21 protein-coding genes and 1 pseudogene are annotated in these 21065 nt (G+C 59.1%); 6 read left to right on the plus strand and 16 right to left on the minus strand.

The window, feature by feature from the left end; translation table 11 throughout:
• The first annotated feature begins 80 nt into the window (after window positions 1–80).
• A complete protein-coding gene (locus CGZ66_RS27735) occupies window positions 81–3455 on the plus strand; it encodes a TM0106 family RecB-like putative nuclease (RefSeq protein ID WP_342586881.1) in 3375 nt (1124 codons plus the stop codon).
• Window positions 3456–3499: 44 nt separating this feature from the next.
• Here the strand turns inward: CGZ66_RS27735 and CGZ66_RS27740 are convergent, their stop codons facing one another.
• A complete protein-coding gene (locus CGZ66_RS27740) occupies window positions 3500–4003 on the minus strand; it encodes a hypothetical protein (RefSeq protein ID WP_143748868.1) in 504 nt (167 codons plus the stop codon).
• Window positions 4004–4138: 135 nt separating this feature from the next.
• On the opposite strand from CGZ66_RS27740, the gene CGZ66_RS27745 reads away from it, so the two are divergent.
• The 3 genes from CGZ66_RS27745 to CGZ66_RS39405 all read left to right on the plus strand — a co-directional run bounded on the left by CGZ66_RS27745 (window position 4139) and on the right by CGZ66_RS39405 (window position 6780).
• On the plus strand, window positions 4139–4384 hold the full coding sequence (locus tag CGZ66_RS27745; protein ID WP_095089995.1) for a hypothetical protein: 246 nt from the start codon (window positions 4139–4141) through the stop codon (window positions 4382–4384).
• Window positions 4385–4409: 25 nt separating this feature from the next.
• Window positions 4410–6062 (plus strand): recombinase family protein, encoded by a 1653-nt coding sequence (locus tag CGZ66_RS27750; RefSeq protein WP_095089997.1) that lies wholly within the window; start codon window positions 4410–4412, stop codon window positions 6060–6062.
• A 343-nt stretch (window positions 6063–6405) separates the two neighbouring features.
• Window positions 6406–6780: a hypothetical protein gene (locus tag CGZ66_RS39405; RefSeq protein WP_143748869.1), complete on the plus strand. Its 375-nt coding sequence runs from the start codon at window positions 6406–6408 to the stop codon at window positions 6778–6780.
• On the opposite strand, the gene CGZ66_RS39410 is transcribed toward CGZ66_RS39405, so the two are convergent.
• The 15 genes and pseudogenes from CGZ66_RS39410 to CGZ66_RS27830 all read right to left on the minus strand — a co-directional run bounded on the left by CGZ66_RS39410 (window position 6762) and on the right by CGZ66_RS27830 (window position 17980).
• Window positions 6762–7022 (minus strand): hypothetical protein, encoded by a 261-nt coding sequence (locus CGZ66_RS39410; RefSeq protein WP_143748870.1) that lies wholly within the window; start codon window positions 7020–7022, stop codon window positions 6762–6764. The genes CGZ66_RS39405 and CGZ66_RS39410 overlap by 19 nt on opposite strands.
• 16 nt (window positions 7023–7038) lie before the next feature.
• Window positions 7039–8370 carry a type II toxin-antitoxin system HipA family toxin gene (locus CGZ66_RS27765; RefSeq protein WP_095090001.1) on the minus strand — a complete coding sequence of 444 codons (1332 nt, stop codon included), beginning with the start codon at window positions 8368–8370 and terminating at the stop codon, window positions 7039–7041.
• Entirely contained in the window at window positions 8371–8625 is a 255-nt protein-coding gene (locus CGZ66_RS27770) for a helix-turn-helix domain-containing protein (protein WP_095090082.1), read from the minus strand.
• A gap of 114 nt (window positions 8626–8739) precedes the next feature.
• Window positions 8740–9397, minus strand: a pseudogene (locus CGZ66_RS27775) (integrase core domain-containing protein); the annotation flags it as partial.
• 182 nt (window positions 9398–9579) lie between these two features.
• Window positions 9580–10617 (minus strand): EscU/YscU/HrcU family type III secretion system export apparatus switch protein, encoded by a 1038-nt coding sequence (locus CGZ66_RS27780; protein WP_095090003.1) that lies wholly within the window; start codon window positions 10615–10617, stop codon window positions 9580–9582.
• A complete protein-coding gene (gene sctT / locus CGZ66_RS27785) occupies window positions 10614–11432 on the minus strand; it encodes a type III secretion system export apparatus subunit SctT (protein ID WP_095090005.1) in 819 nt (272 codons plus the stop codon). Before sctT ends, CGZ66_RS27780 begins: the two co-directional genes overlap by 4 nt.
• 8 nt (window positions 11433–11440) lie before the next feature.
• Entirely contained in the window at window positions 11441–11689 is a 249-nt protein-coding gene (locus CGZ66_RS27790; protein ID WP_206073788.1) for an EscS/YscS/HrcS family type III secretion system export apparatus protein, read from the minus strand.
• 29 nt (window positions 11690–11718) lie between these two features.
• Window positions 11719–12384, minus strand: a complete 666-nt coding sequence (gene sctR, locus CGZ66_RS27795) for a type III secretion system export apparatus subunit SctR (RefSeq protein ID WP_095090007.1) — start codon at window positions 12382–12384, stop codon at window positions 11719–11721.
• The gene (gene sctQ, locus CGZ66_RS27800; protein ID WP_095090008.1) at window positions 12377–13453 is read right to left on the minus strand and encodes a type III secretion system cytoplasmic ring protein SctQ; all 1077 of its coding nucleotides are present in this window, start codon (window positions 13451–13453) and stop codon (window positions 12377–12379) included. The genes sctR and sctQ overlap by 8 nt, the downstream gene beginning before the upstream one ends.
• A gap of 25 nt (window positions 13454–13478) precedes the next feature.
• Window positions 13479–14012, minus strand: a complete 534-nt coding sequence (locus CGZ66_RS27805; protein WP_095090010.1) for a hypothetical protein — start codon at window positions 14010–14012, stop codon at window positions 13479–13481.
• Window positions 13988–15337, minus strand: a complete 1350-nt coding sequence (sctN, locus tag CGZ66_RS27810; RefSeq protein ID WP_095090011.1) for a type III secretion system ATPase SctN — start codon at window positions 15335–15337, stop codon at window positions 13988–13990. The genes CGZ66_RS27805 and sctN overlap by 25 nt, the downstream gene beginning before the upstream one ends.
• Window positions 15318–15956: a type III secretion system stator protein SctL gene (gene sctL, locus CGZ66_RS27815; protein WP_095090013.1), complete on the minus strand. Its 639-nt coding sequence runs from the start codon at window positions 15954–15956 to the stop codon at window positions 15318–15320. Before sctL ends, sctN begins: the two co-directional genes overlap by 20 nt.
• Window positions 15953–16585 carry a nodulation protein NolU gene (locus CGZ66_RS27820; protein ID WP_095090015.1) on the minus strand — a complete coding sequence of 211 codons (633 nt, stop codon included), beginning with the start codon at window positions 16583–16585 and terminating at the stop codon, window positions 15953–15955. The genes sctL and CGZ66_RS27820 overlap by 4 nt, the downstream gene beginning before the upstream one ends.
• A 12-nt stretch (window positions 16586–16597) precedes the next feature.
• Complete coding sequence (gene sctJ, locus CGZ66_RS27825; protein ID WP_095090017.1) at window positions 16598–17464, minus strand: type III secretion system inner membrane ring lipoprotein SctJ; 867 nt, start codon at window positions 17462–17464, stop codon at window positions 16598–16600.
• A gap of 9 nt (window positions 17465–17473) precedes the next feature.
• Window positions 17474–17980, minus strand: a complete 507-nt coding sequence (locus CGZ66_RS27830) for a nodulation protein NolB (protein WP_095090019.1) — start codon at window positions 17978–17980, stop codon at window positions 17474–17476.
• A gap of 189 nt (window positions 17981–18169) precedes the next feature.
• Between CGZ66_RS27830 and CGZ66_RS27835 the strand changes: the two genes are divergently transcribed.
• Together CGZ66_RS27835 and CGZ66_RS27840 are read left to right on the plus strand one after the other, a co-directional pair.
• A complete protein-coding gene (locus tag CGZ66_RS27835; RefSeq protein WP_095090021.1) occupies window positions 18170–18874 on the plus strand; it encodes a secretin N-terminal domain-containing protein in 705 nt (234 codons plus the stop codon).
• A gap of 303 nt (window positions 18875–19177) precedes the next feature.
• The gene (locus tag CGZ66_RS27840; protein WP_095090023.1) at window positions 19178–20980 is read left to right on the plus strand and encodes an HrpF/NolX family T3SS translocon protein; all 1803 of its coding nucleotides are present in this window, start codon (window positions 19178–19180) and stop codon (window positions 20978–20980) included.
• Window positions 20981–21065 lie beyond the last annotated feature (85 nt).

Below are 21065 nucleotides of genomic sequence, written 5' to 3' on the forward strand. Positions count from 1 at the left end.
CACCGGCGGTTCTCGATGGATCGGACCCGGTTTCATTGGTAGCATCGGCTATAATGAGGAAACTTCACGATAAAATACTGTTGAGCGCCACTGATCTGGTTGGCCACGTGAACTGTGAGCATCTGACCGCTCTGGATATTCAGGTTGCGGTCGGCACGCTCGCCAAACCCTCCCATTGGGACCCGTTACTTGAAATCCTGCGGGTGCGCGGGTTCCGGCATGAGCAGGCGTTCATTGTCCACCTCCAGGCCAGCGGGCTGGACGCGATCACAATCGAAGGCGTCGATATTACGGACGAAAGTGTCAACGCGACCCTCGACGCCATGAAAGCCGGTCGGGAGATCATCGTCCAGGGCTCGTTGCGCAGCGGACGCTGGGCTGGCCGCGCCGATATCCTGCGCCGTGTCAGCACGCCCAGCGTCTTCGGCGACTGGTCCTACGAGGTGACCGACACAAAGCTCGCACGCGAGACAAAGGGGGGCACCGTCCTTCAGCTCTGTCTCTATTCCGAGATGCTGGCGGAGATGCAGCAGCACCAACCCGAGTTTGCGCACGTCGTCGCCCCCTGGACGAATTTCGTGCCGCAAACCTTTCGAACCGCGGATTTTGCCGCCTACTTCAGAAAAGCAAAAGCGGCAATCGAGCGCGTCACCGACGGCCAGCTTGGGCCGGACACCTATCCGGAGCCGAACGAACATTGCGAAGTCTGCCGCTGGAACGAGACCTGCGACAAGCGGCGTCGCGGTGACGATCATCTCTCCTACGTGGCTGGCATATCGCGCAATCAGATCACCGAGCTGCGCGAGAATGGCATCGGGACACTGGCGGGACTTGCTGGCCTGCCAACGCCGATGACATGGAAACCGAAGCGCGGCGCGGTGCAATCCTATGAGAAGGTGAAGAGCCAGGCGCTCATCCAGTTCACAGCCAGGGAATCCGGAGAGCGCCGTTTTGAACTGCTGGACGTGCAGCCGGGTTTTGGCCTTTGCGCGCTCCCCGCGCCTTCGCCGGGCGATATCTTCTTCGATCTGGAAGGCGATCCGTTCGTCGGCGAGCACGGCCTCGAATATCTGTTCGGCTATCACTTCCGGGACGAAGGCGGCAACGCCGTGTACCGGGCCGACTGGTCGTTCAACCGGACCCAGGAAAAGGCGGCCTTCGAACGATTTGTCGATTTCGCCATCGAGCGGCAAAAGACCTGGCCCGATCTGCATATCTACCACTTCGCGCCGTACGAACCTGCGGCGTTAAAACGCCTGATGGGCCGCTACGCGTCGCGCGAAAGCGAGATCGACGACCTGCTGCGCGGTCACGCATTTGTCGACCTCTACGGCGTCGTGCGCAACGCGCTGCGCGCCAGCGTCGAAAGCTACTCGATCAAGCGGCTCGAAGCCTTCTACGGCTATGAGCGGGTCGTCCCCCTCAGTGATGCGAACGTCGCGCTCACCAGCCTTCAGGCGGGACTTGAACTCGGCGACCATGGCTCGATCTCGCGCACGGACAGGGAAGTCGTCCAGGGCTACAATCAGGATGACTGCGTCTCGACGGAGGCGCTGCGCGACTGGCTGGAGTCACTCCGATCCGACCTTGTGACGGCAGGCACCTCCGTTCCCCGCCCGTCACCTGGTCAGGAAGAAGCCAGCGAGGAGGTTTCAGACAGGCAGGAACGGGTCAACCGACTGGTGGAGCGTCTCACGGGCGGCATCCCGGTCGACCCTGCCGAGCGCAGCGAAGAGCCGCAGGCACAATGGGTCCTGGCCAATATTCTGGACTGGCACCGCCGGGAAGATAAGGCGACCTGGTGGGAGCATTTCAGGCTCAAGGCTTTAAGTGCCGAGGAATTGCTCGACGAACGGGCTGCACTGTCCGGTTTGACGTACATCACCGAGTTGCCGAAGACAGGAAAAGTGAGGTTGCCGACGCATCGATATGCGTTCCCGCAGCAGGATACCGACATTCGGGCCAGTAAGAAGCTACGATCGATCGGCGGTGATCCATTTGGTGAGGTCGTCGCGATTTCAACTGAGAACCGAACGATCGACATCAAGAAGACAGGGGCGACAGCCGCTATCCATCCAGCGGCCATATATGTTCATGACATCGTTCCATCGAAAGAGCAGGCCGAATGCCTGCTCCGGATCGGCGAGCACGTTGCCCAGCATGGCATCGTCGGACCCGGTCCCTACCTTGCGGCGAGGGACCTCCTTTTGCGCGTCCCGCCCCGCATCAATGGCCAGCCCATTCAGAATGAAGGTGAGACGACGCTCGACGCCGCGCTTCGTCTCGCCAGCCGCCATGAAGGTGGCGTGCTGCCGATCCAGGGGCCGCCCGGCACGGGAAAATCCCACACGGGAGCCCGCATGATCTGCGCCTTCGTGCAGCAGGGAATGAAAGTCGGGATTACAGCCAACAGCCACAAAGTGATCCGCAATCTGCTCGACAAGGTTCTCGAAGCGGCGGACGAGATGAAGGTCGATCTCTGCTGCATACACAAGGCAAAAGAAAAAGAGGACGACCTACCGCGGCTGAAATTTGCAAAAGACAATAAGGATTTGTTCGGCAGGCTGTCTTCCGGGCAATGCCAGGTGGGGGGAGCCGTGTCCTTCACATGGGCGATGGCGGACGCACAGGACGTTCTCGACGTGCTTGTGGTCGACGAAGCGGCCCAGATGTCACTGGCCAACGTGCTGGCCGTATCCCACGCGGCAAAACGGCTTATCCTGCTGGGGGACCCGCAGCAGCTCGATCAGCCGACGCAGGGAACGCATCCCGACGGCACGGGCGTGTCGTCGCTGGAGCATGTGCTGGACGGCAGGCAGACGATTGAGGCCGACCGTGGTTTGTTTCTTGCCGAGACCTGGCGGATGAACCCGCCGATTTGTGCCTTCGATTCAGAACTCTTCTACGAGAGCAAGCTCCACCCCGTGGCTGGATGCGAGAAGCAGGTCATTCTGTCTGACGGGCCGTTCAAAGGCTCCGGCCTTCGCTACATCGCGGTCGAGCACGCGGGCAACAAAAGCTATTCGATTGAAGAAGCGGACGCTGTGATCAGGGTCGTCGTGACGATCATGAACAGCAACACACGCTGGATCGACCGCGACGGCAACGAAAAACCCGTCACGCTCGACGATATCATCGTCATTACGCCTTACAATGCGCAGGTCTTCGAGATTCAACACCGCCATCCGGGCGTGCGCGTGGGCACCGTCGATAAATTTCAGGGGCAGGAAGCGCCTATCGCGATCTACTCGATGGCGACGTCGAGCCATGCCGATGCCCCGCGCGGCATGGAATTCCTCTACAGCGCCAACCGCTTCAATGTCGCAATCTCTCGCGCAAAATGCCTCGCGATCCTTGTCGCATCACCCGAAATATTCGAAGCAGAATGCAAGACGCCCCGGCAGATGCAGCTTGCCAATGCGTTCTGCCGCTATCTGGAAATGGCTCAGGCCTAGCGTCTAACCGAGTATGACCCGACGGCCGAAGCCCCCGGCACGCCCTACCGTCCACGCCCCCGCTCGTCGTGCCCGCCGACGGGAAATCCCCGCTCATGCTGCCCCTTCTCTTCTGAAATCCTCCTGTCCCTCGCGCCATCCTCCTTCTGGCGCGCCCCGCCCGGCGAGCGGCTTTTGCCATGCCGAATACAGGCATCTGTCTTGTTGGGGTCGGACACGCAGACGCAGTAGACGGCGTCAGACAATCGAAGCTCCGGCCCTTCCTCGAAGAGCCATGTGGTCGGCTGCGCATCCGGCGCCTCCGCCAGCCTGCCGACTGTCACATGTTGGGTCCGCCCGTCCGGATCGGGCCACTCGATCAGGATTTCATCAGACCCCAGCACAAAATGCCGGTGCGCCAAATGCAGGGCAAAACGCCGAAGCTTGCCATGCCGCGCCAGCACGTCCCGCACCTCGGCGAGACAATCGAGATCGTCGTCGCCGAGCGGCGGCGCATCCTGAAGCTCGGGTAACACTGACCACTGCATCGGTTGAATGGAAAGTTCCATGCGACCTGCCTCCGTTGCACGTAGCTCCGAAGACATCACGGAATTTGGCGACTGTCACTCCGGGCCAGGGTGACGCGCTCACAATGACCTGTTCGTGGCCACGCGCATTCGGTCGCGCGCTGGCAGACTGCCTGCATGAACAAGGATCGGCTTCATGCGCGAAAGGAATTGAGCGGCGATCGCCAGGTCTGGCGCGTCGTCGATGACTTTCCGACCGACATTCCAATCGGCGCTGCCGAACTCGATGCCGTCGAGGCCTTCCTCATGCCGCTCGTCAATGCCATCCTGCGCGGCGACCAGACTGGCCATCATGATGATGACCATGATGATCTGATCAGGATGCCGCTCGCGGACTCACAAGCGCCGCAAAAAACGGGTTGACGGGAAGGAACGAGGGGTCGCCGTCATGCAGCCTTCCATTCAAGCCAAACAAGCGGAGCCCGCGACAAGCACACGGGTCGCGCTGTACCTGCGCGTCTCCACGGGCCGCCAGGCGGAAGCTGACCTTTCCATTCCGGACCAGCGCCGTCAGGCTATGGCCTACTGCGCCAGCCGCGGCTGGCAGGTCGCTATTGAATTTGTCGAACCGGGCGCGAGCGGCATGGACGACCGCCGCCCCGAACTACAGCGCATGCTCGACATGGCGACGACGGACTCGCCGCCATTCGAGGTCGTCGTCGTGCATTCCTTCAGCCGCTTCGCGCGCGACCATTTCGCGCTCGAATACCATGTGCGCCGCCTGCGCAAGGCAGGCGTCCGGCTGGTCAGCATCACGCAGGACCTCGGCGACGATCCGATGAGCGTGATGGTACGGCAGGTCTTCGCCCTGTTCGACGAATACCAGTCGAAGGAGAACGCCAAGCACACGCTGCGCGCCATGCAGGAGAATGCAAGACAGGGCTTCTGGAACGGCTCGAAAGCGCCTTTCGGCTACGCCGTGGTCGCCGCCGAACAGCGCGGCGCGAAAACCAAGAAGCGCCTCGCCATCGACCCGGTCGAGGCCGAAACCGTGCGCCTGATGTTCAAACTGTTCCGCGAAGGCGACGGCACGTCCGGTCCCATGGGCGTGAAAGCCCTGACCTGCTGGCTGAACGAGCGCGGTTACCGTACGCGTGTCGGCGCGCGGTGGGGCATCGGCCCGCTGCACAAGATTCTCACCAGCCCGACTTACAAGGGCGAATACCGCTTCAACCGAAAAGTCTGGAAGACGAAGGAAACAAAGCCTGACGATCAGCAGATCGCCGTCGCGGTCGATCCGATCATAGAGGCCGGGACGTTTGATGCCGTGCAGGCGACGCTCAAGGCGAAGAACCCGAAGGTTATGCCGCCGCGCGTGGTCACCGGCCCTATTCTCCTCACCGGGATCGCCACCTGCGCGGACTGCAACGGCGGCATGACCCTCCGCACCGGCAAATATGGCCGCTACCGGTACTACACCTGCGCGACTTTCGCCCAGAAGGGCAAGTCAGCCTGTAAGGGCCGCTCCATCCCGATGGACAAGCTCGACCGGATGGTAACCGAACGCCTTGCCGACAAGCTTCTAACGCCGGAGCGCATCGGCGACCTGCTTGCCGGACTGATGCAGCGGCAGACGGCAAGGGACGAGGATCACGGCGCGCGCCTTTCCGCCCTGCGGGCAAAGACCGCTGACGCGAAAGGGCGCCTCGACCGACTCTATGCTGCGATTGAAAGCGGCATTGCCGATCCGGGAGACCCGACCCTCAAGGACCGTATCGCAGCGGTGAAAACGGAACGGGACCTGGCGCAGATCGCCTTCGACAGGGCTGTGGCCGAACTGAACCCACGTGCCCGCATCACCGAAGAAAGCATCGCCGCCTTCGTCGCCGTGATGCGCCAGAATGTGCTGACCGGCGATACGCCGTTTCGCCGTGCCTATATTCGTTCGGTCATCGACCAGGTGGAAGTGGACGACACGGAAATCCGCATCATCGGTCGCAGGACGACTCTTGAGAGGCTGGTGATGGGCGGCGGGGCCACTCCGGCCGGAGTTCCCAGTTTTGTTCGCAAGTGGCGCACCCGACAGGATTCGAACCTGTGACCTCTGCCTTCGGAGGGCAACGCATGAGCCGGTCGGAGTGTTCCCCTGGCACCGCGCCGACGCGAAATTGCGTCAAGGCAACCGAACAAGTGAGGGAATCTGCCATACTAATTCCCGTACTAATCCTAAGATTAGTATGGCGCGCGGCGGCTAAGTGCTTGAGATAATTGGCGCGCCCGACGAGATTCGAAGTCCTCCCCCCCAGATTTGTAGTTTAAGCTGTTCGCTTACGCTGGTTTGTCGCAAGGCGAGGGCGGCGGTTAGAGGTTCTTTCCGATAGCTTTCTTGGATCAAGAGCCTTTCGGTGGCTCTGCGCTCAGATTTCCCGCAGAAGGCTTCGATTATGCAGTTCGGCCAGATCAATCCCCGGATCAATCCCGCGGAGCGCCACCGCATCGAACAGGAGGCATTAGGCCGTCGTCACCAACGCGAGCAGTTCATGCTGGAGCGTCGTCACAAGGCGTTGCATCGCCTTGACCTGCGCGAGCGGCGCTCGCTCGAAACGAAAATCCGGCGAGAAATCCTGGCGGCTGAAAGCCTCCACGTCGAAACGTGGAAGGCGCGCCAGCATCAGATCGAGGTCAACAATCTCGACATCACGGTTCCAGCGGTTGGTCTCAAAGCCGAGCCCAAAAGGAGCTGGAAAAAGAACATTGGCGAGAACTCCGGCCACAAGCAGAACCGCCCGCGGGGGCATCGCTATACGCGAGAGGAATGAAGACTCGGAGAGGGGTGCGTCTGATCGATCTCTTCCAGGAGGATTTCTGCGTAGCGGTCAATCGCCGCGGGCGCGATCTCGACATTGCCCAGCATCCACCAATGCGAACCATCGGCTCGTGTCCCGTTGTAGAAGGCGACATCGCACGTCTGCATACCGCCATACGTGCCGCAGATCAGGTACGAACGGCCAGGTTCGGGCCTGGATCGCATCGGCGTCCATGGTCCTGCTGCCATCTTCATCCGGCGCCTCCCATTTCTAAACGGCGGCGTTCTCAGCGGATGCTTCAACTTCCAAAAGCCCAAGCCGGTGAACGATTGCCTTCCCGATCGAATCCGTCATCGCTTCCGGGAAGCCACCTGGCAGCGATTCAACTACCTCATCAAACGCCCGCACCGCGCTTTCCGCGAGATCGTCGAAGATCGATTTTACAAGTGCCGCTCCCACTCCGGAGAGCTCAGCGGTTTGAATGAAATGGCGCGGCATGATGTCGTTGATGGCGTAGTGGCGGCCCTTGCCGACAGACATGGCAAGCTTGAATTTCTTCTTCTGGATTTGGCCAGCGTCCAGACTCGGCTGCGCGCTGAGCACGTCGTAAAGAGGCGTCATTCTGAACCGCCCGCCGGGTCCCAGAAAAATGCTGAAATTTTTCGCGTGGCCGTCGGTTGCTCCGATCAACCAGAACACAATGTTGGCCCGCATGAACATCGCGATGGCGCTCTCAGGCGTATCGCTGCCCTTCAGGAGCTCCAGGATTGAGCGCATGCTCGGGCCCCCGTCGGACTGATATTTTCGTGTGGGCGGGAAGGAAAGGGCTTGACAGCAATCCTCCTGCGGCAGGCGGAGCAGCCGATTATCACGTGTCCAGCGGCGATCAAAGCGCTCGATTATCAGCGTCCTTCGCTCTCCGAAGTCCGTGATTTCGGCGTCGGCGCTCGGCGCGCCGAATGCGGCGAGGAGTTTCAAGCAGAGATATTCGTTCTCGACACTGTTCGACAGGTCGATGCCGTTGGGCAGCTGCCGGATTTGAGGTTTGAGAATGTGGGTTGTCGCGCTCGTGCCAACGGGCTTGTACCATTTGCCGTCTTTGCGCAGCAGGGCCGTTTTCTCCTGCGCGCCCGCGATGGAAATCCTGAAATCATCATCCTCGCCCATGCCCAGCGGGGCAGCTGCGAGATTGCGAATGATGTCCCCAATCTCCGAAACGTCGACAGGTTTTCCGTCGGTACTTCCCGGCGCGCCTGGATTGATCCCATCCGGCAGAAATTGAAGCGCGCCGACGCAATCGTGACCAAGGGCTGTGAGCATGCTGTATGCGTCTGTGCCTGCGGCTCCCACTCTTTCCGCGACGCGCTTGCGGATTGCGTCGCTATCCGGCAGCAGGTTGTCGAACACGTTGATGACGGGTTCGCCGATATAGCGGTCCTCGCGCAGCGGTAGCGACAACGAAATCGGAAACGTCGCCCTCCAGCCAAGCCAGTCGAGATCATAGCGGAAATCGATAGCGCCGCTTGTCTCACGTCGCAGCACGCCAACAAGGCGGCTGTTGAGAAAGACGTTGAGGGGAGCGTGCGTTCGCTGGCGCGCCATTTAGAAGAGGTCCTCAATGTCCGCTGCGCTCGCTTTGCTCCGGTCCCGGACCACGAGTTCGAGGTTGAGGGCAGCGAGTGCCTCCATAACGGTGCGCAGTTGGACTGCGGGCTCGCCGGCTTCGAGCCGGGAGACCGTTCCCTGCCGAAGATGGATGTTGTGCCCCAGGCTTGATTGCGTCATCCCCGCCTGCTTGCGCGCGCGGCGCAGGATGGCTCCCAGTTGTTTTTCGGTACGGGCGATTTGCTCGTTCATGATGACCTCCAAGGCCAATATACGCGAGCCCGTATAAAATATCAATATACGCGATGCCGTATAAAGCCGAAATATGCGCACTTGCGTATAAAAAGGAAATATACGCGTTCGCGGCTAAAGTAGTTCCAGCCAAGGAATGAGGAGTAGGTTGGCGCGCCCGGTCTTACCGGTACAGGCTCTAGGCTTTGCCCCGAGGCCCCACCGCGGGCGGGTCTCAGCCCAGCCGGCCGTTGCGGTGAGACTGGCGGCATAGGCCGTCGGCGTGAGGAACCGGAGCGCTGAATGTGGGCGGTTTTAGTCGTCCTTCCATTCGGCGATCGTCGTGCGGGTATGGTCGACGCTGAAGAACAGGGCCTCGTTCAAGAGCTCGTCCCCCATCCGCCCGTTGAAGCTCTCGCAGCGGCGTTCTGCATCGCCTTGCCCGGCGCGATGTAGTGCCATTCCACCTGATGATCCTTCGACCGGGCGAGCGTGGCGTTCGAGGTGAACTCGGTGCCGAGGTCGCAGACGATCATGCCCGGCTTGCCACGGCGGGCGATCAGGTACGTCAGTTCCCGCGCCACACGCCGGCCCGAGATCGAGGTCGACCACGTTGAGGATGCGGAAGCGACGGCCGCAGGCAAACTGGTCGTGGACGAAGTCCAGCGACCAGCGCGCTTTCGGCCGCGCCTCCACCAGGATCGGTGTCCCGGTGCCGACCGCACGCCGTCGCGCGCCGCTTGTGCACCGCCAGCCCTTCCTCGCGATGGAGCCGATAGATGCGGTTGGGCCCAACACTTCATCCAGATCCAGACCGGCCTCAGCGAATTGGCCTTTGCCGCGGCATACCCGACGTCATGCCGCTGAACCGCCTGCCTGACCTCGTCGCTATAAGCCGCAGACCGCGCGAACCTAAAGTCGTACACGCCAATCGGCAGATTTTGCCTGACCGGAGACAACCTGTTGAGGCCACGGCTAGGTTAAGCCTGCGGCGAAGAGTGCTCGCGCGACGGGCTCGAAATATTGCATGGGAACGGCGTTGCCCAGTTTCGTTGTGCTGATGAGTTGATGCGCCAAGACATGATCATTGACAATTTCGAGACGTAGCGCCTGCGCCTCACTAAACATTCGTGAGGCGGCCTCGCCCTCGGCGCGGCAAACTAAGACCGGCACACCGGTCTCACCTCGTACGTAACGCAGACCGACCAGTATCGCCTTCCCTCTGAAGACCAACGTGGCGCGATTCACCCCAAGCGGAGGCTCGCCGGCCGCTTCATTGCGGATGCGACGTCGTTCATTGTTCAACTCCGGCGTTCCTTGCTGTTCCTTCACCTCGCGCGTCACTTCGGTCTTGGTCATGCGCATTTCGCGCAGAAACAACGCACGCTGCAACAGGAGATCAATCAGTCCGCCGATCAGAAGCGCACCGGCGCCAATCCCGAGCAACAGCTTCGCTTCCGTAAAGACAATGCCGAGGCAACCCATGCCGCACAGCGGCAGATAGACCATCGTCTTCCACATGCCGAGAAGGACGAGGGAAAAGGTCGCGCTGAGAACCATTACTTTAAACAGAGTCTTGCCAACTTCGACTACAGAACGCATGGACGCCATGCGCTTCAGCCCTTCAAAAGGGTTTATTTTCCCAAAGTTGGGCTTCATCGGCTCGAGAGAGAAGACAAATCCACCATTGGCTAATAATCCCGTCAGAATTACCGCAGCAACGAGAGTGCCAAGCAGCGGGCCAACGGTCGCCAGGGTGAGTTCGATTAGCAGGACTAGTTCCTGCCGGACCGCGACATTGAAAGGCAGGTTCTGCAGCTTGTCGGTTAATAGTAGCGTTTCGTGGCATTTGTCTTCGATCACGCTCCCTCTTAGCCAAAGATAGCCGAGCCCAGCGCAAGTGCCGCCTGCGCGGACGAAATCGGAGCTACGCGATATCTGCCCTTTTTTGCGCGCTTCGCTTAGTTTCTTTGGGGTGGCGGCGTGTGCCTTTTCTTCACTCGTGTCGCTCATTTCAGCAACTTGTCGAACCACTCAAGCGCGCCACTCGCTTGTGTGATCTCCAGTTTCATGCTCTCGACCAGATAGGCAGCGTAGGTGACCATGATAATCGGAAAGACGATATTCTTGATCGCAGGGGACAGTTGGCTCGACTTGAATTGGGGCGCAAAGCGACGCAGGATCATCATTGAAATATCAATTAGCCCCAGAAAGAACACTACGGGCCCCGAGACCAATAATGTCGTGCGCATAATCTGGTCGAGCAGCCTCAATAACGCCATTGCTCCCTGCGCGCTCAATGCGGGGTGAAACCGATACACGGGCCAGATCAAATAGCTGCCATAAAGGGCGCTGATCACGGTCTCCAGACCTCCTGCTGCGACGAAGATCGTAATTGCAGTGATCCCGAGAAAGACTCCCATAGCGGAAGCCTGACTGTTCGTCGTGGGGTCGCTCGGAGCGGACGGGCTAGTGATGCCGCGTTGATTGTCCATAAACTCACCGGCCGCCTGAAGTCCCCAAAGGGGAGTGCCGAGAAAAGTGCCAAGGAGTACGCCGACAAAAACCTCCTTCAATCCGAGAAGAGTTACCTGGATCAAACGTGTTTCAGGATCTAGCGCCTGCAAGCCCTCGCTGACGTGTGCCAAGCACGGTAGTCCGAAGGCAACAGCCAGGCAGCCGCGGATCAGCCCGCCAATCTGAGATCGTGTAAATACAGGAAGGATCAGCATAATGCCTATCGCGCGGGCCGCGCCGAGACCAGCCGCGACGACGATTTCGATAGCCGTATGGATCAGGATTTGAATCTCGGCCGATGACGCATACATGGCGAGGACTAATAGCCAGGTGTCATTGCGGGAAACTCGGTAAAGATCTGGCCGGCCAGTCCTATGAGCGGGGCGCTCAGCACGGGGGCAAACAGGCCAATTACCGCGACAACGACCAGAAGCTTCACAGTGAGCGGCAAGCTTTCATCCTGGATCTGCGTTGCCGCCTGGATGATGCCAATGCCTAGGCCAACAATTACCGACGCAACGAGCGGCGGCAGAATCCAGATCATGAAAACCACCAACGATTGGTTCATAAGAGTGACAATACTGGATTCAATAATGATCAACCTCCCGGTATCGTGTAGCTCAATACAAGTCCGTGCATCAACCTTGACCAGCCATCAATAGCGACGAACAAAAAGAGCTTGAATGGGACGGATATAACCGTCGGAGATACCATCGACATACCCATCGCCATCAAAATTGTCGTTACGATAAGGTCGATGACGATAAAGGGAAGATAAAGGAGAAAGCCGATTTCGAACCCACGCTTTAGTTCCGAAATTAGAAAAGATGGTACGAGAATGGCGAAGTCATCAGGTGTGGTTCTGGCTCGCATTTCCTCTGGCCAGACTTTTTGGGTCGAGGAGAGGAAGAATCGCCGCTGCTCTTCGTTCGTGAACTTCTTGAGATGATCGCGCAAGGGCTCACTGCCGGCTTTGGCGGCGCTTAGCCAGTCATCGAACGTCTGATAGCGGAGCTTCGGATCCGTCATACGATCATAGGTCTGTTCAATAACAGGCGCGCTAACGAAAATGGTGAGGATGAGTGCCGCTGCGTATAGCACTAAGTTAGGCGGTATCGTCTGGGTCCCCAGCGCATTGCGGACGAGGAATAAAACAACTGATAGCTTTACAAACGCCGTGGTCGTGGCGACTACCAAAACCAGCAGACCGAGTCCGGCGGTGACCGCTAGAAGCGAAAAGATTGCCGGCTGAATCTCAGTCATTGCATGCCAACCTGCCACGCAGTCTGATGCCTAGCTCATCTCCGATGCGCACGATGTCGCCACGTCCGATACGCCGACCATTGGCAAGTATGTCCACCGGACCGTCGATTGGCCGACCAAGTTCGAAAACATGTCCTTTACCAGCGCTCCTCAATTCTCCCAGAGGCATGGGCCAGCGGCCACATTCAAAGACAAGCTCGATCTCGACATCGTCGAGATTGGCTTCCGACGGCCCCAGTGGTGATTCGGGTTTTGTCATATGCGCATTCTCCAAAGGGCACGATCGGGGGCGGAATGGCCCCCGCAGGATTAGGTGATCGCCCTCAAGATCTGCCCGGGCCCATAACAGGCCTACAGATAGGGTGATCTGGTCGCGGCCGAACGGCGATTTGTCTGGCAACAGAGCATCACCAACACATGCTTTGCGAAGAAGCGCCGCCGGAACGCGAAGCGTGCCGATCTCTCCTGCGACCATGACCGGGAGCTCCGGGGATTGCTCGCGCGGCTGTAGCGGCAACTGGCCAAGCAGTTCGCCTAGCGCGCGGAACGCGAACGGCACGAGGCCATCAAGAGGCGAGAACAGGAAGAGACGAGCTTTGCCATTGACTGGGCCGAACACGATTTCCAGTTCGAGATAAGGAGCCAGTGTCGTGGCTTCACGTACGTGTAGAAGCTGCGCGTCCCGCTGCGTTTTATCCTCCAATTGAGCGATAAGCGGCTCAAGTGCAAGTTCCAGAATGAGCGAAGCAGTTGGCTCGGAAGGGAAAGCCAGATCACCCTGTACTGTGGAGACGAGCGCCTCTACAAGCCGTCGGGACAGCGACAGTACGATCGTTTCAGCTCCCACGCGCCAAACGCAGTCAAGCATCGGAATTCCACAAGGTTCCTGCTGCCAGGCAAGCCCTTCCACCCGCGCCGATAGTGGCTTGTCGCTGATCAAGGCCTGAAAGGGCCTGCGCGATGCCGCTATATCATTGAGCCACGAGGCGACCGCGTGGGACAGTGTTAGCGCTGGTTCGAATATAGCCGGTCTGCCCACAGTGGTTACCAAAGCAGATCTAAACTGCACGATCGCGTCATCAGGGAGCCTGCGGTTATCGGATCGGGTTACCCGTCAGGGCGAGCGAAATTCTTCCATACCGAAGCAATATGTCATCGTCGGCCTCCATCTCGTCTGCGGCCTCTAAATGAATGTCGAGGGCGCGCCGGACGTCTTTCTCGATTTGCTGCCATTTGCGCTTTGCCGCCGAACTTCTGACCCACCGGGCCCTCGTCTCAGACGCCGCTGCCTCGGCTTTTTCTTGAGCAACGCGTGCCTCATCAAGCATCTCGCGTCTGAAAGTGATCTCAGCCTCAAGCCGCTCAACGAGAAGGTGGTGATGGTCGAGTGCTGCGCTGGAAAAAGTGTCGAGCGACATCAGGTCTTGGTAGAGCCCCGCTTCGGCTCCTGCGCAATTTTGCTGTGCGACTGCAAGACCCTGGGCGGCGTTCTGTACGGCTAAGGTGGCCGTCTGGCGCTGGGCTTCCTTCTTGGACAGTTCCATAAGCAATCTACGCTCTTGCGTTTCCTTCAGAAGCCGTAACCTCGAAGCGTGAAAACAATTCACCCGGTCAGACGCGACATCCATGCGATCGTCTCCTCAAAATCTGACGGCTCTCCTTCGCTCTGGCGCAAAAATTCCCTCAGCTCGCCAATCGACGCGACAGCCCGGTCAGTAAGAGGGTCGCCGCCTTGCTTGTATTCGCCGACGTTGATCAAAAACTCGGATTCGGCATAGCGCGAGAGCAGATCACGGAAAAAGGATGCTGCCTTGCGATGTGGCGCAGATACGACCGCATCCATTACGCGGCTGCGACTTTGCAGCACATCAATAGCTGGAAAATGCGATCGCGCCGCGATAGTGCGTGAGAGAACGACGTGGCCATCAAGAATGCCGCGCGATTCCTCGGCAATTGGATCGCCTGTGCCGTCACCTTCGACAAGCACCGTATAGAAAGCCGTGATTGAGCCGCGATCACCCATGCCGGCACGCTCCAGCAGGCCTGGCAACATAGCGAAAACGGAAGGAGGAAAGCCCCGTCGCGTCGGCGGCTCACCCGCAGCAAGGCCTATTTCGCGCAAGGCGCGGCAGAAGCGTGTCAGCGAGTCTAGCATGAGGGCGACGCGTAGCCCTTGTTCGCGAAAATATTCGGCGAGCGCGGTCGCCATAGGAGCACATTGCGCCCGCTCCACTGCCGAGCGGTCGGATGTTTCGACGACTACGACCGTATGGCGAAGGCCCGCCTCCCCAAGATGCCGCTCTATGAATTCTCGAACTTCACGTCCACGTTCGCCGATGAGCGCGACTATGATAACGTCGGCGGCGGCACCTTTTGCGATCTGTGACAATAACGTCGACTTGCCGCAACCTGGCTCGCCATAAATTCCGATCCGCTGCCCCTCGCCGCATGTCAGCAGACCATCCAGAGCACGGATCCCGAGCGGGAACGGCCGCTCAACAATGCGCCTTGTCATTGGATTGGGGGCCGCGCCGCGCAGCGGACGAGTTTCGGTGGTTTTGACTTCGCCTTTGCCGTCGAGGGGACGGCAACGACTGTCAATCACGCGGCCGAGCAAATCGGGGCCGACTGGCACTTCACGCATTCGTCCAGTGGCCACAACCTCTGCGCGGCCCGACAGGCCCATCAAGTCTCCTATCGGCGTGAGCAACACGCCATTATCCAACAGGCCGATCACCTCGGCCTCGAGCGACAGTCCGGTTCTGGGATCCTGCAGCAGACAAAGTTCCCCAATACGAGTGTCGGGCAAGATGGCATGGACCAGTGTACCGACAGCCCGCGTAATCCGTCCGCGCACGACACGCGTGTCGATTCGCTTTGCCGAAGACCTCAAGGACGAGATGGCCGGATCGGGAGGCCGGATGCCGGCGGGACTATGCACCGGCGTGGTCACAGTTCGCCTCGTCAGAAAGTGACCCGAAGCCGAGGCGCAGCGCTCGCATCTGCGCATCAAGTCCCAGATCGACATTGCCATAGTCGCTCCACAGCACGCACTGTTGCGGCGACAAGGTCGGATCCGGATCAATCCGAACCCTCGGCCGGCCCTCCCGCCCGTCGCACCCAGCAAACGCGCGCGCGAGCATATCGACTTGCTTGGGACATGCATGAAGGCAAACTTCCGCGCCGCTGTACTTGCGCTCAATCGCGTGACGAACAGCCCTCACCAACAGCTCGCCCGAATCGAAAGCGCCCAGAATATCGCTTAGGATCTCCATTACGAGCTGTGGCAATTCCTGCTCCAGAACCGCCTTTCGTCGCGCCACTTCGGAGGCTGCCCCCGCAATCAGCCGGGCCATTTCCTCGGCGCCTGCATCCAAGCCCTCGGTATGGCCGCGTGTCCGCTCACGCTGATAGGCGGCGCGCGCCCAGCTGCGAACCCGCCGCTGATGCCGTTCCGCCGCAGCACGCGCTTCCATGGCGCTATGCCAGATTTCGATCTCACTCGCCCGTATCAGTGGGTCCACTGGGCGCATCTGGGGCGGGACGGGCGCTGCAGGAACAACGGCTGTCATATCACCGGGATCTCCGCCTCAAAATGAGCGGCTACAAGCGAAAACAACTGGCCTGCGGCAGCATCGTGTTCGGGCGCTGGATTCTCGGCGGCGGTCCCGACGGGCAACCGTAGAAGCACGCGTGTACGCTCAAGCTCTGGACTGTGATTGAGCCAAGCACCAAGACAGGCATGTCCATCGTGTTCAATTTGCTGCGCCAGCTTTTCGGGATCAGCAATCAATCCGTTTGCGATCGCATGCGTCGGATGTCGGATGCCAAACGCGTGCGCATCAGCGCCGATATATCCAATAAGCGCATTGAGGTGAGGCTGCGAAACAAGTTTCAGCAACGAACGGGCATGCCATATACTTCCGGCAAAGAGGGCAGCCCGATGCGGGTCACGTCCGTGCAGGAGATCCGGCCCCCAGTCGCCTCCGTTCGAATCCATGTCATTGTCAAGCAGCAATTCTACCAGCCTTGGCCGCAGCCTGGGACACTTCTGCAAGCGCATCAATGTCGCAGCCGATAACGCCGGATCAAGATGGGCGGCAAGACGCGTCGGATGGGCCGAAGCAGCAAGCTCGCACCGAAACACGGAACGCAATTGGGACGTACGATCACGTTCGGCGGTCTTTGTCGATATCGTCATTGGGAATATCACCTACGCCGTATCGCCGATGATCTTCTTGCGAATGGCCTCGACAACGGAAGCACCCGAGCGCCCCTCGACCTTGGATAGGTCGCCCTTTGATTGCCTGCGCCGATGACCAACCAGACTGGCTAAGAGATAGCACGCCACAGCGAATACAGCCGCCGCAACACCCATCACGATCGCCAGAAGTGGCGCTGGAATGGAATTGGATGCTTTTGCCAGAACAGTCACCGGTACGGGCCGTTGCACGGGTACGGGCCGTTCCACTGGTACCAAAACCACTTCTATCTTATCGTAGGACAAGCCTTCGATGCTGTCGGCGACGAGCATCTTTATCTTCGGCAGCAGAACTGAGAGATTTTCTTTGGCGTCGTGTCGGATAAAGACCGAGGCTGAGGATGGCGCGGCGCCTGCTCGTAACAGATCGTTTTGCGGCAGAACGACATGAACGCGTACAGAGAAGACGCCGTCGATATCGCTGATGGTACGCGACAACTCTTCGCTCAGGGCATAAACGTAACGGGCACGCTCCTCCGTCGGCGAGGCAATCAGGCCTGAGCCCTGGAATATCTCGCCGAGGTTCTTGAAAGACTGGCGCGGCAGCCCCTTGGCACTCAGGAGATTGATTGAGAAGGCAAGCCGCTTTTCGTCGACCTGGATCGTGCTGGTCCCATCCTTAGCCGCAACCCGGACCGCATCAATCCCATTGTCAATCAGAAGCGCGAGCATCTCATTCGCGTCGCGCTCCTGCAATTGCGTATAAAGATCGACCTTGCAACCACTCAGGGCGAAGAGAAGTGGCAGTACGACAAAATAGAGCGAACGCCAGCCAAGCGGGCGACTACGCATGTTTTCGCCACGGGCTAAACCAATCATGCGCGCCGTTCATCCTTGTTTTATCAGGTTGTTGACAGATGAGGTGAGCCCGCTGACACCTTTGGAAACAAGAGCAACCTGGGTGACCTCGCTATAAACATTCCGCAGACCGGCAACCATCGTTTCGAAATCATGCGGTCCTTGCAGGGGGCCCGGCATCCGCGTTCCCGCAGCCCCACCCTCGACGGGGAGGCTCTGGGCCGGCCCCGACAGAGCGCCCTTTGCAAGCGCAACCTCATGGTCGCGCGCGGCAGAAGTGGCTGTATTGTCGCGGTACATCGAAGAAATCGTCTGGATCACGCGATCGCCTACCGGACTTGTCCGCGCAGGCGCGCGTTGGACATCCATCGGCGCAGGAACCGGCGCCGCCCTCGCTGGCGCCGAAGCAATGTCGTTTTTCGTCGAGGCGGCCGCCTGCGCCAGGGCGCGCTCAAACTGGGCCTGCTCGTCGAATGGCGCGAACCTGGAGAAAGGATCGGCTATAGTGGCAGAGATCGAGGTGACAGGCATCATCATGCAAGGACTCGTTTGTTCTCTTTGACGCGGGATGAGGTCAGCACGTTCATCACCGGCTGTTGGATCAATACCCTAGGCAGGCGAACTGACGACAAGCTGACCAACGAGAGCGTCGTTTGGCTATTTAAAAGTCACGTTGTCGACTTTAGTCACTTGTGAGAGTTTCAGCCTTTGGTTTATCAAGACCAGATGCCGAGAACGCTCATCCAATCCACCGCCCTGCACATTTTGAAGATACTTCTCTGTGTCGGGTTTTTTCTCCCCACCGGTATCCACACCACTGTGGGTGCGCCTCTGTCGCTTCCCTCGACGCCCTATAGATATACGGTTCTAGATCAGGATCTCTCTGCAGCGTTGCAGCAATTCGGCAACAACCTGAATATCAGGCTCAACATCAGCCCGGAGGTGAAGGGGCGGATTCGCGGGCGTATGCCGGATTTACCACCGCGCGAGTTCCTCGACCGCTTGACCGACCTGTATGATCTCCAATGGTATTATGATGGGATGGTGCTTTATGTGTCCGCTGCAAAAGAAGCGCAGACTCGGATGCTTGTGCTGACTTCGGTTGGCTTCGATGGGTTCAAGGCGGCCCTCGATGAGCTTGGCATCTCCGATGAGCGCTATGTCATGCGACCTGCGCCCGGAAATGGCCTCGTCCTGGTTTCCGGTCCTCCACGCTTCATGGCGCTGGTGGAACAGACGTTCAACGGCCTGGTGGCGGAGGCCCAGGCGCAGCCCCGCGCCGTGGAGACGCCGCCAAGAGAATCGGTGCTGATATTGTTTCGAGGCTCTTCCACCATGGTCGTCCGCGACGGGCAACCGGAAGCGTCTTACTCCTCTGTCGTGCCGCAACAGGACGGCGTCGCCGGGAAGCCTGAGCGGAACCAGAACTGACATCGGAGCAAACGCCGTAGCTTCTGAAGAAAAAGATCACGACCGCCACCTCCTGAGTGTGAATTCGTGTGAAGCTCGTCAGTTTATCGAAAGCTAAGCCGTTCATGATTAGAACCGGCAACTCCAAAGATATCGCCGGCACTGTGCTGGAATTGAGCCTTGGGGCTAGCAAGGAGCGGATCAATTAAAAGCACGGCTAGGGCATTGGGACCCGGCCGACGCTCGGAATTGTCGCGTTCGTGAGCGCATTGGCCTCACATCAGGCCCTTGTGGGAATTTCAACGTCACGCCTGAGGGTGCACAATGTCGGCCAGCAACCTTTCACCATCCAACAGCTCAAATACCGCACAGTCAGTGCAGGCCTGGTCGGGCCGGACACCTTCTGCGCCTATGTCCGCCCAGGCTCAGCAAGGCGCATCCTTCTTCGACGCAATGCTGTCCTCTTACTCGCTGCAAGGTGAGACCGAACCTGCGGCGCTCCGGGACCGGCAGGCTTCGGATCTCGAGTCGTCGATGGAAGATTTGCGTCAGCACCCATTGGACCTGCTGCCGCCACATATGAGGGCGGCAATTGAATCGATGGATCAGGATCTCCAGCCCTCTGCAATCGAGCCCCCTTCCGTCCCGCCGGTGCCGGTGAAAAGCTCAAGAATCACCTGGGACGGCGGCTCCCTGACCGAGGCTGAGTTGCAGATTGTGGCAGTGCTTAACCGTCACAAGGACACCCCAATCTGGTGGGACAAGCTCGATGCCCAAGCCAATCTGCCCTCTGCGCCACCGGATTTGAAAGCGGCGCTCAAGGCACTGCAGCAGGATCCAGAACTCTTTTACGCGATCGGCTCGCAGGGGGACGGCCGCTGTGGAGGCAGGATCGAGCCGAAAGATTTGTCTGGGTTCTCCAGCCATCATTCACAAGTTGCCGAGTTTCAGGAGCGGCAGGCGCAAAGCTACGAGCAGAACTACATTCCATCCGATAGCACTGGAAATGCTCAGCCTTCGGTCATGACCTTGAGCGATGCCTTGCGCGAGCTTTACCGGTACTCTGAAAGCCTGCCCAAGAACCTGAGTCTGGCTGATTTCAATCAGATCGTCGACGGCAAAGCGAAAACCGTCAAATGTCCGCCCCAGGTCATTGCGGCGGCTCAATACTTTGTCAATCACCCGGATGCCTGGAAACAGTTGTACGGCGGTGCTATAGATAAGGTCCATAAAGAGGACTTCCTGCAAGTCGCCTCATCGTCGATGAGCCTCACGCAAGCCGAGCTGAATACGCTCGAGACGATGAATAGCCATCAGGACGCTTTCTTTGGAAGCGGTGTCATGACTCGTGACAAGCTGGCGAGCATGGCGGACGACAAGAGCCTTGATCCGGGAGTACGGAAAACGGCGTCGCAGCTCCTTTCAGATCCTCTGTTGTTCGGTCTGCTCAACAATTCGATCACCGGCTACAAGACCCATAATAAAGTCTTCGACTTCGGCGGCGGACATACAGTCGATTCTGGTGACGTCAGCAAAAAAGATTTTGCCCACTTCTACACCAACATGTCGTCGGCGAACCAAACCATTCAACAGCCAAAGATCCATGTGCCCAAAACCGCTGCGGAGCAGGACGCTGTCGCGGACATGACGATGGGCCTGGCGGACCAGCCTGAGATCAAGTCAGCCAAAAAGAACGGCGGCATCTTCATGCATATAGTCGACGGCGTTTGCAAGGAAGCCTCTGGCCTGCTTGACTCGGCCGCAACGGCGGTGGGCTTGCTCAGCTTCGTTCCGGGCCTGGGAAAAATAGCCGATCTCGCATCGATGGCCCTCGAGTGGGAGTCGCAAGCGGCGAACATCCTACATACAGCCATTAGCGGAGGCAATATGATGCACGCGCTGGCAGAAGCCGGCATCAACTTGGCGGCGCAGGCTGTCAGCCTTGTCGCTGGGCCCGAGGTCAAACTGGCAATCCGCAACGGGCTCGTCAAGAAGGCGATTGAAGAGGCCGCGACGGCCGGCATCAATCTACCGCTTTCCACGGCGCAAACCTATGCGGTAGATTATTTGAACAACCTGCAAGAAAGACTTGCGACCGACTCTGGGCCGTCTCAGAGCTCGGCCTGACCAGCAAATTCGAACTTCCTCACCGCACTGCGTCCTTTCATCAGTCAGCTCAGCGCGCCTGGGAAGATCGGAATACACGCTCTCT

Source organism: Mesorhizobium sophorae, assembly GCF_002270415.1.
Classification (GTDB): Bacteria; Pseudomonadota; Alphaproteobacteria; order Rhizobiales; family Rhizobiaceae; genus Mesorhizobium; species Mesorhizobium sophorae.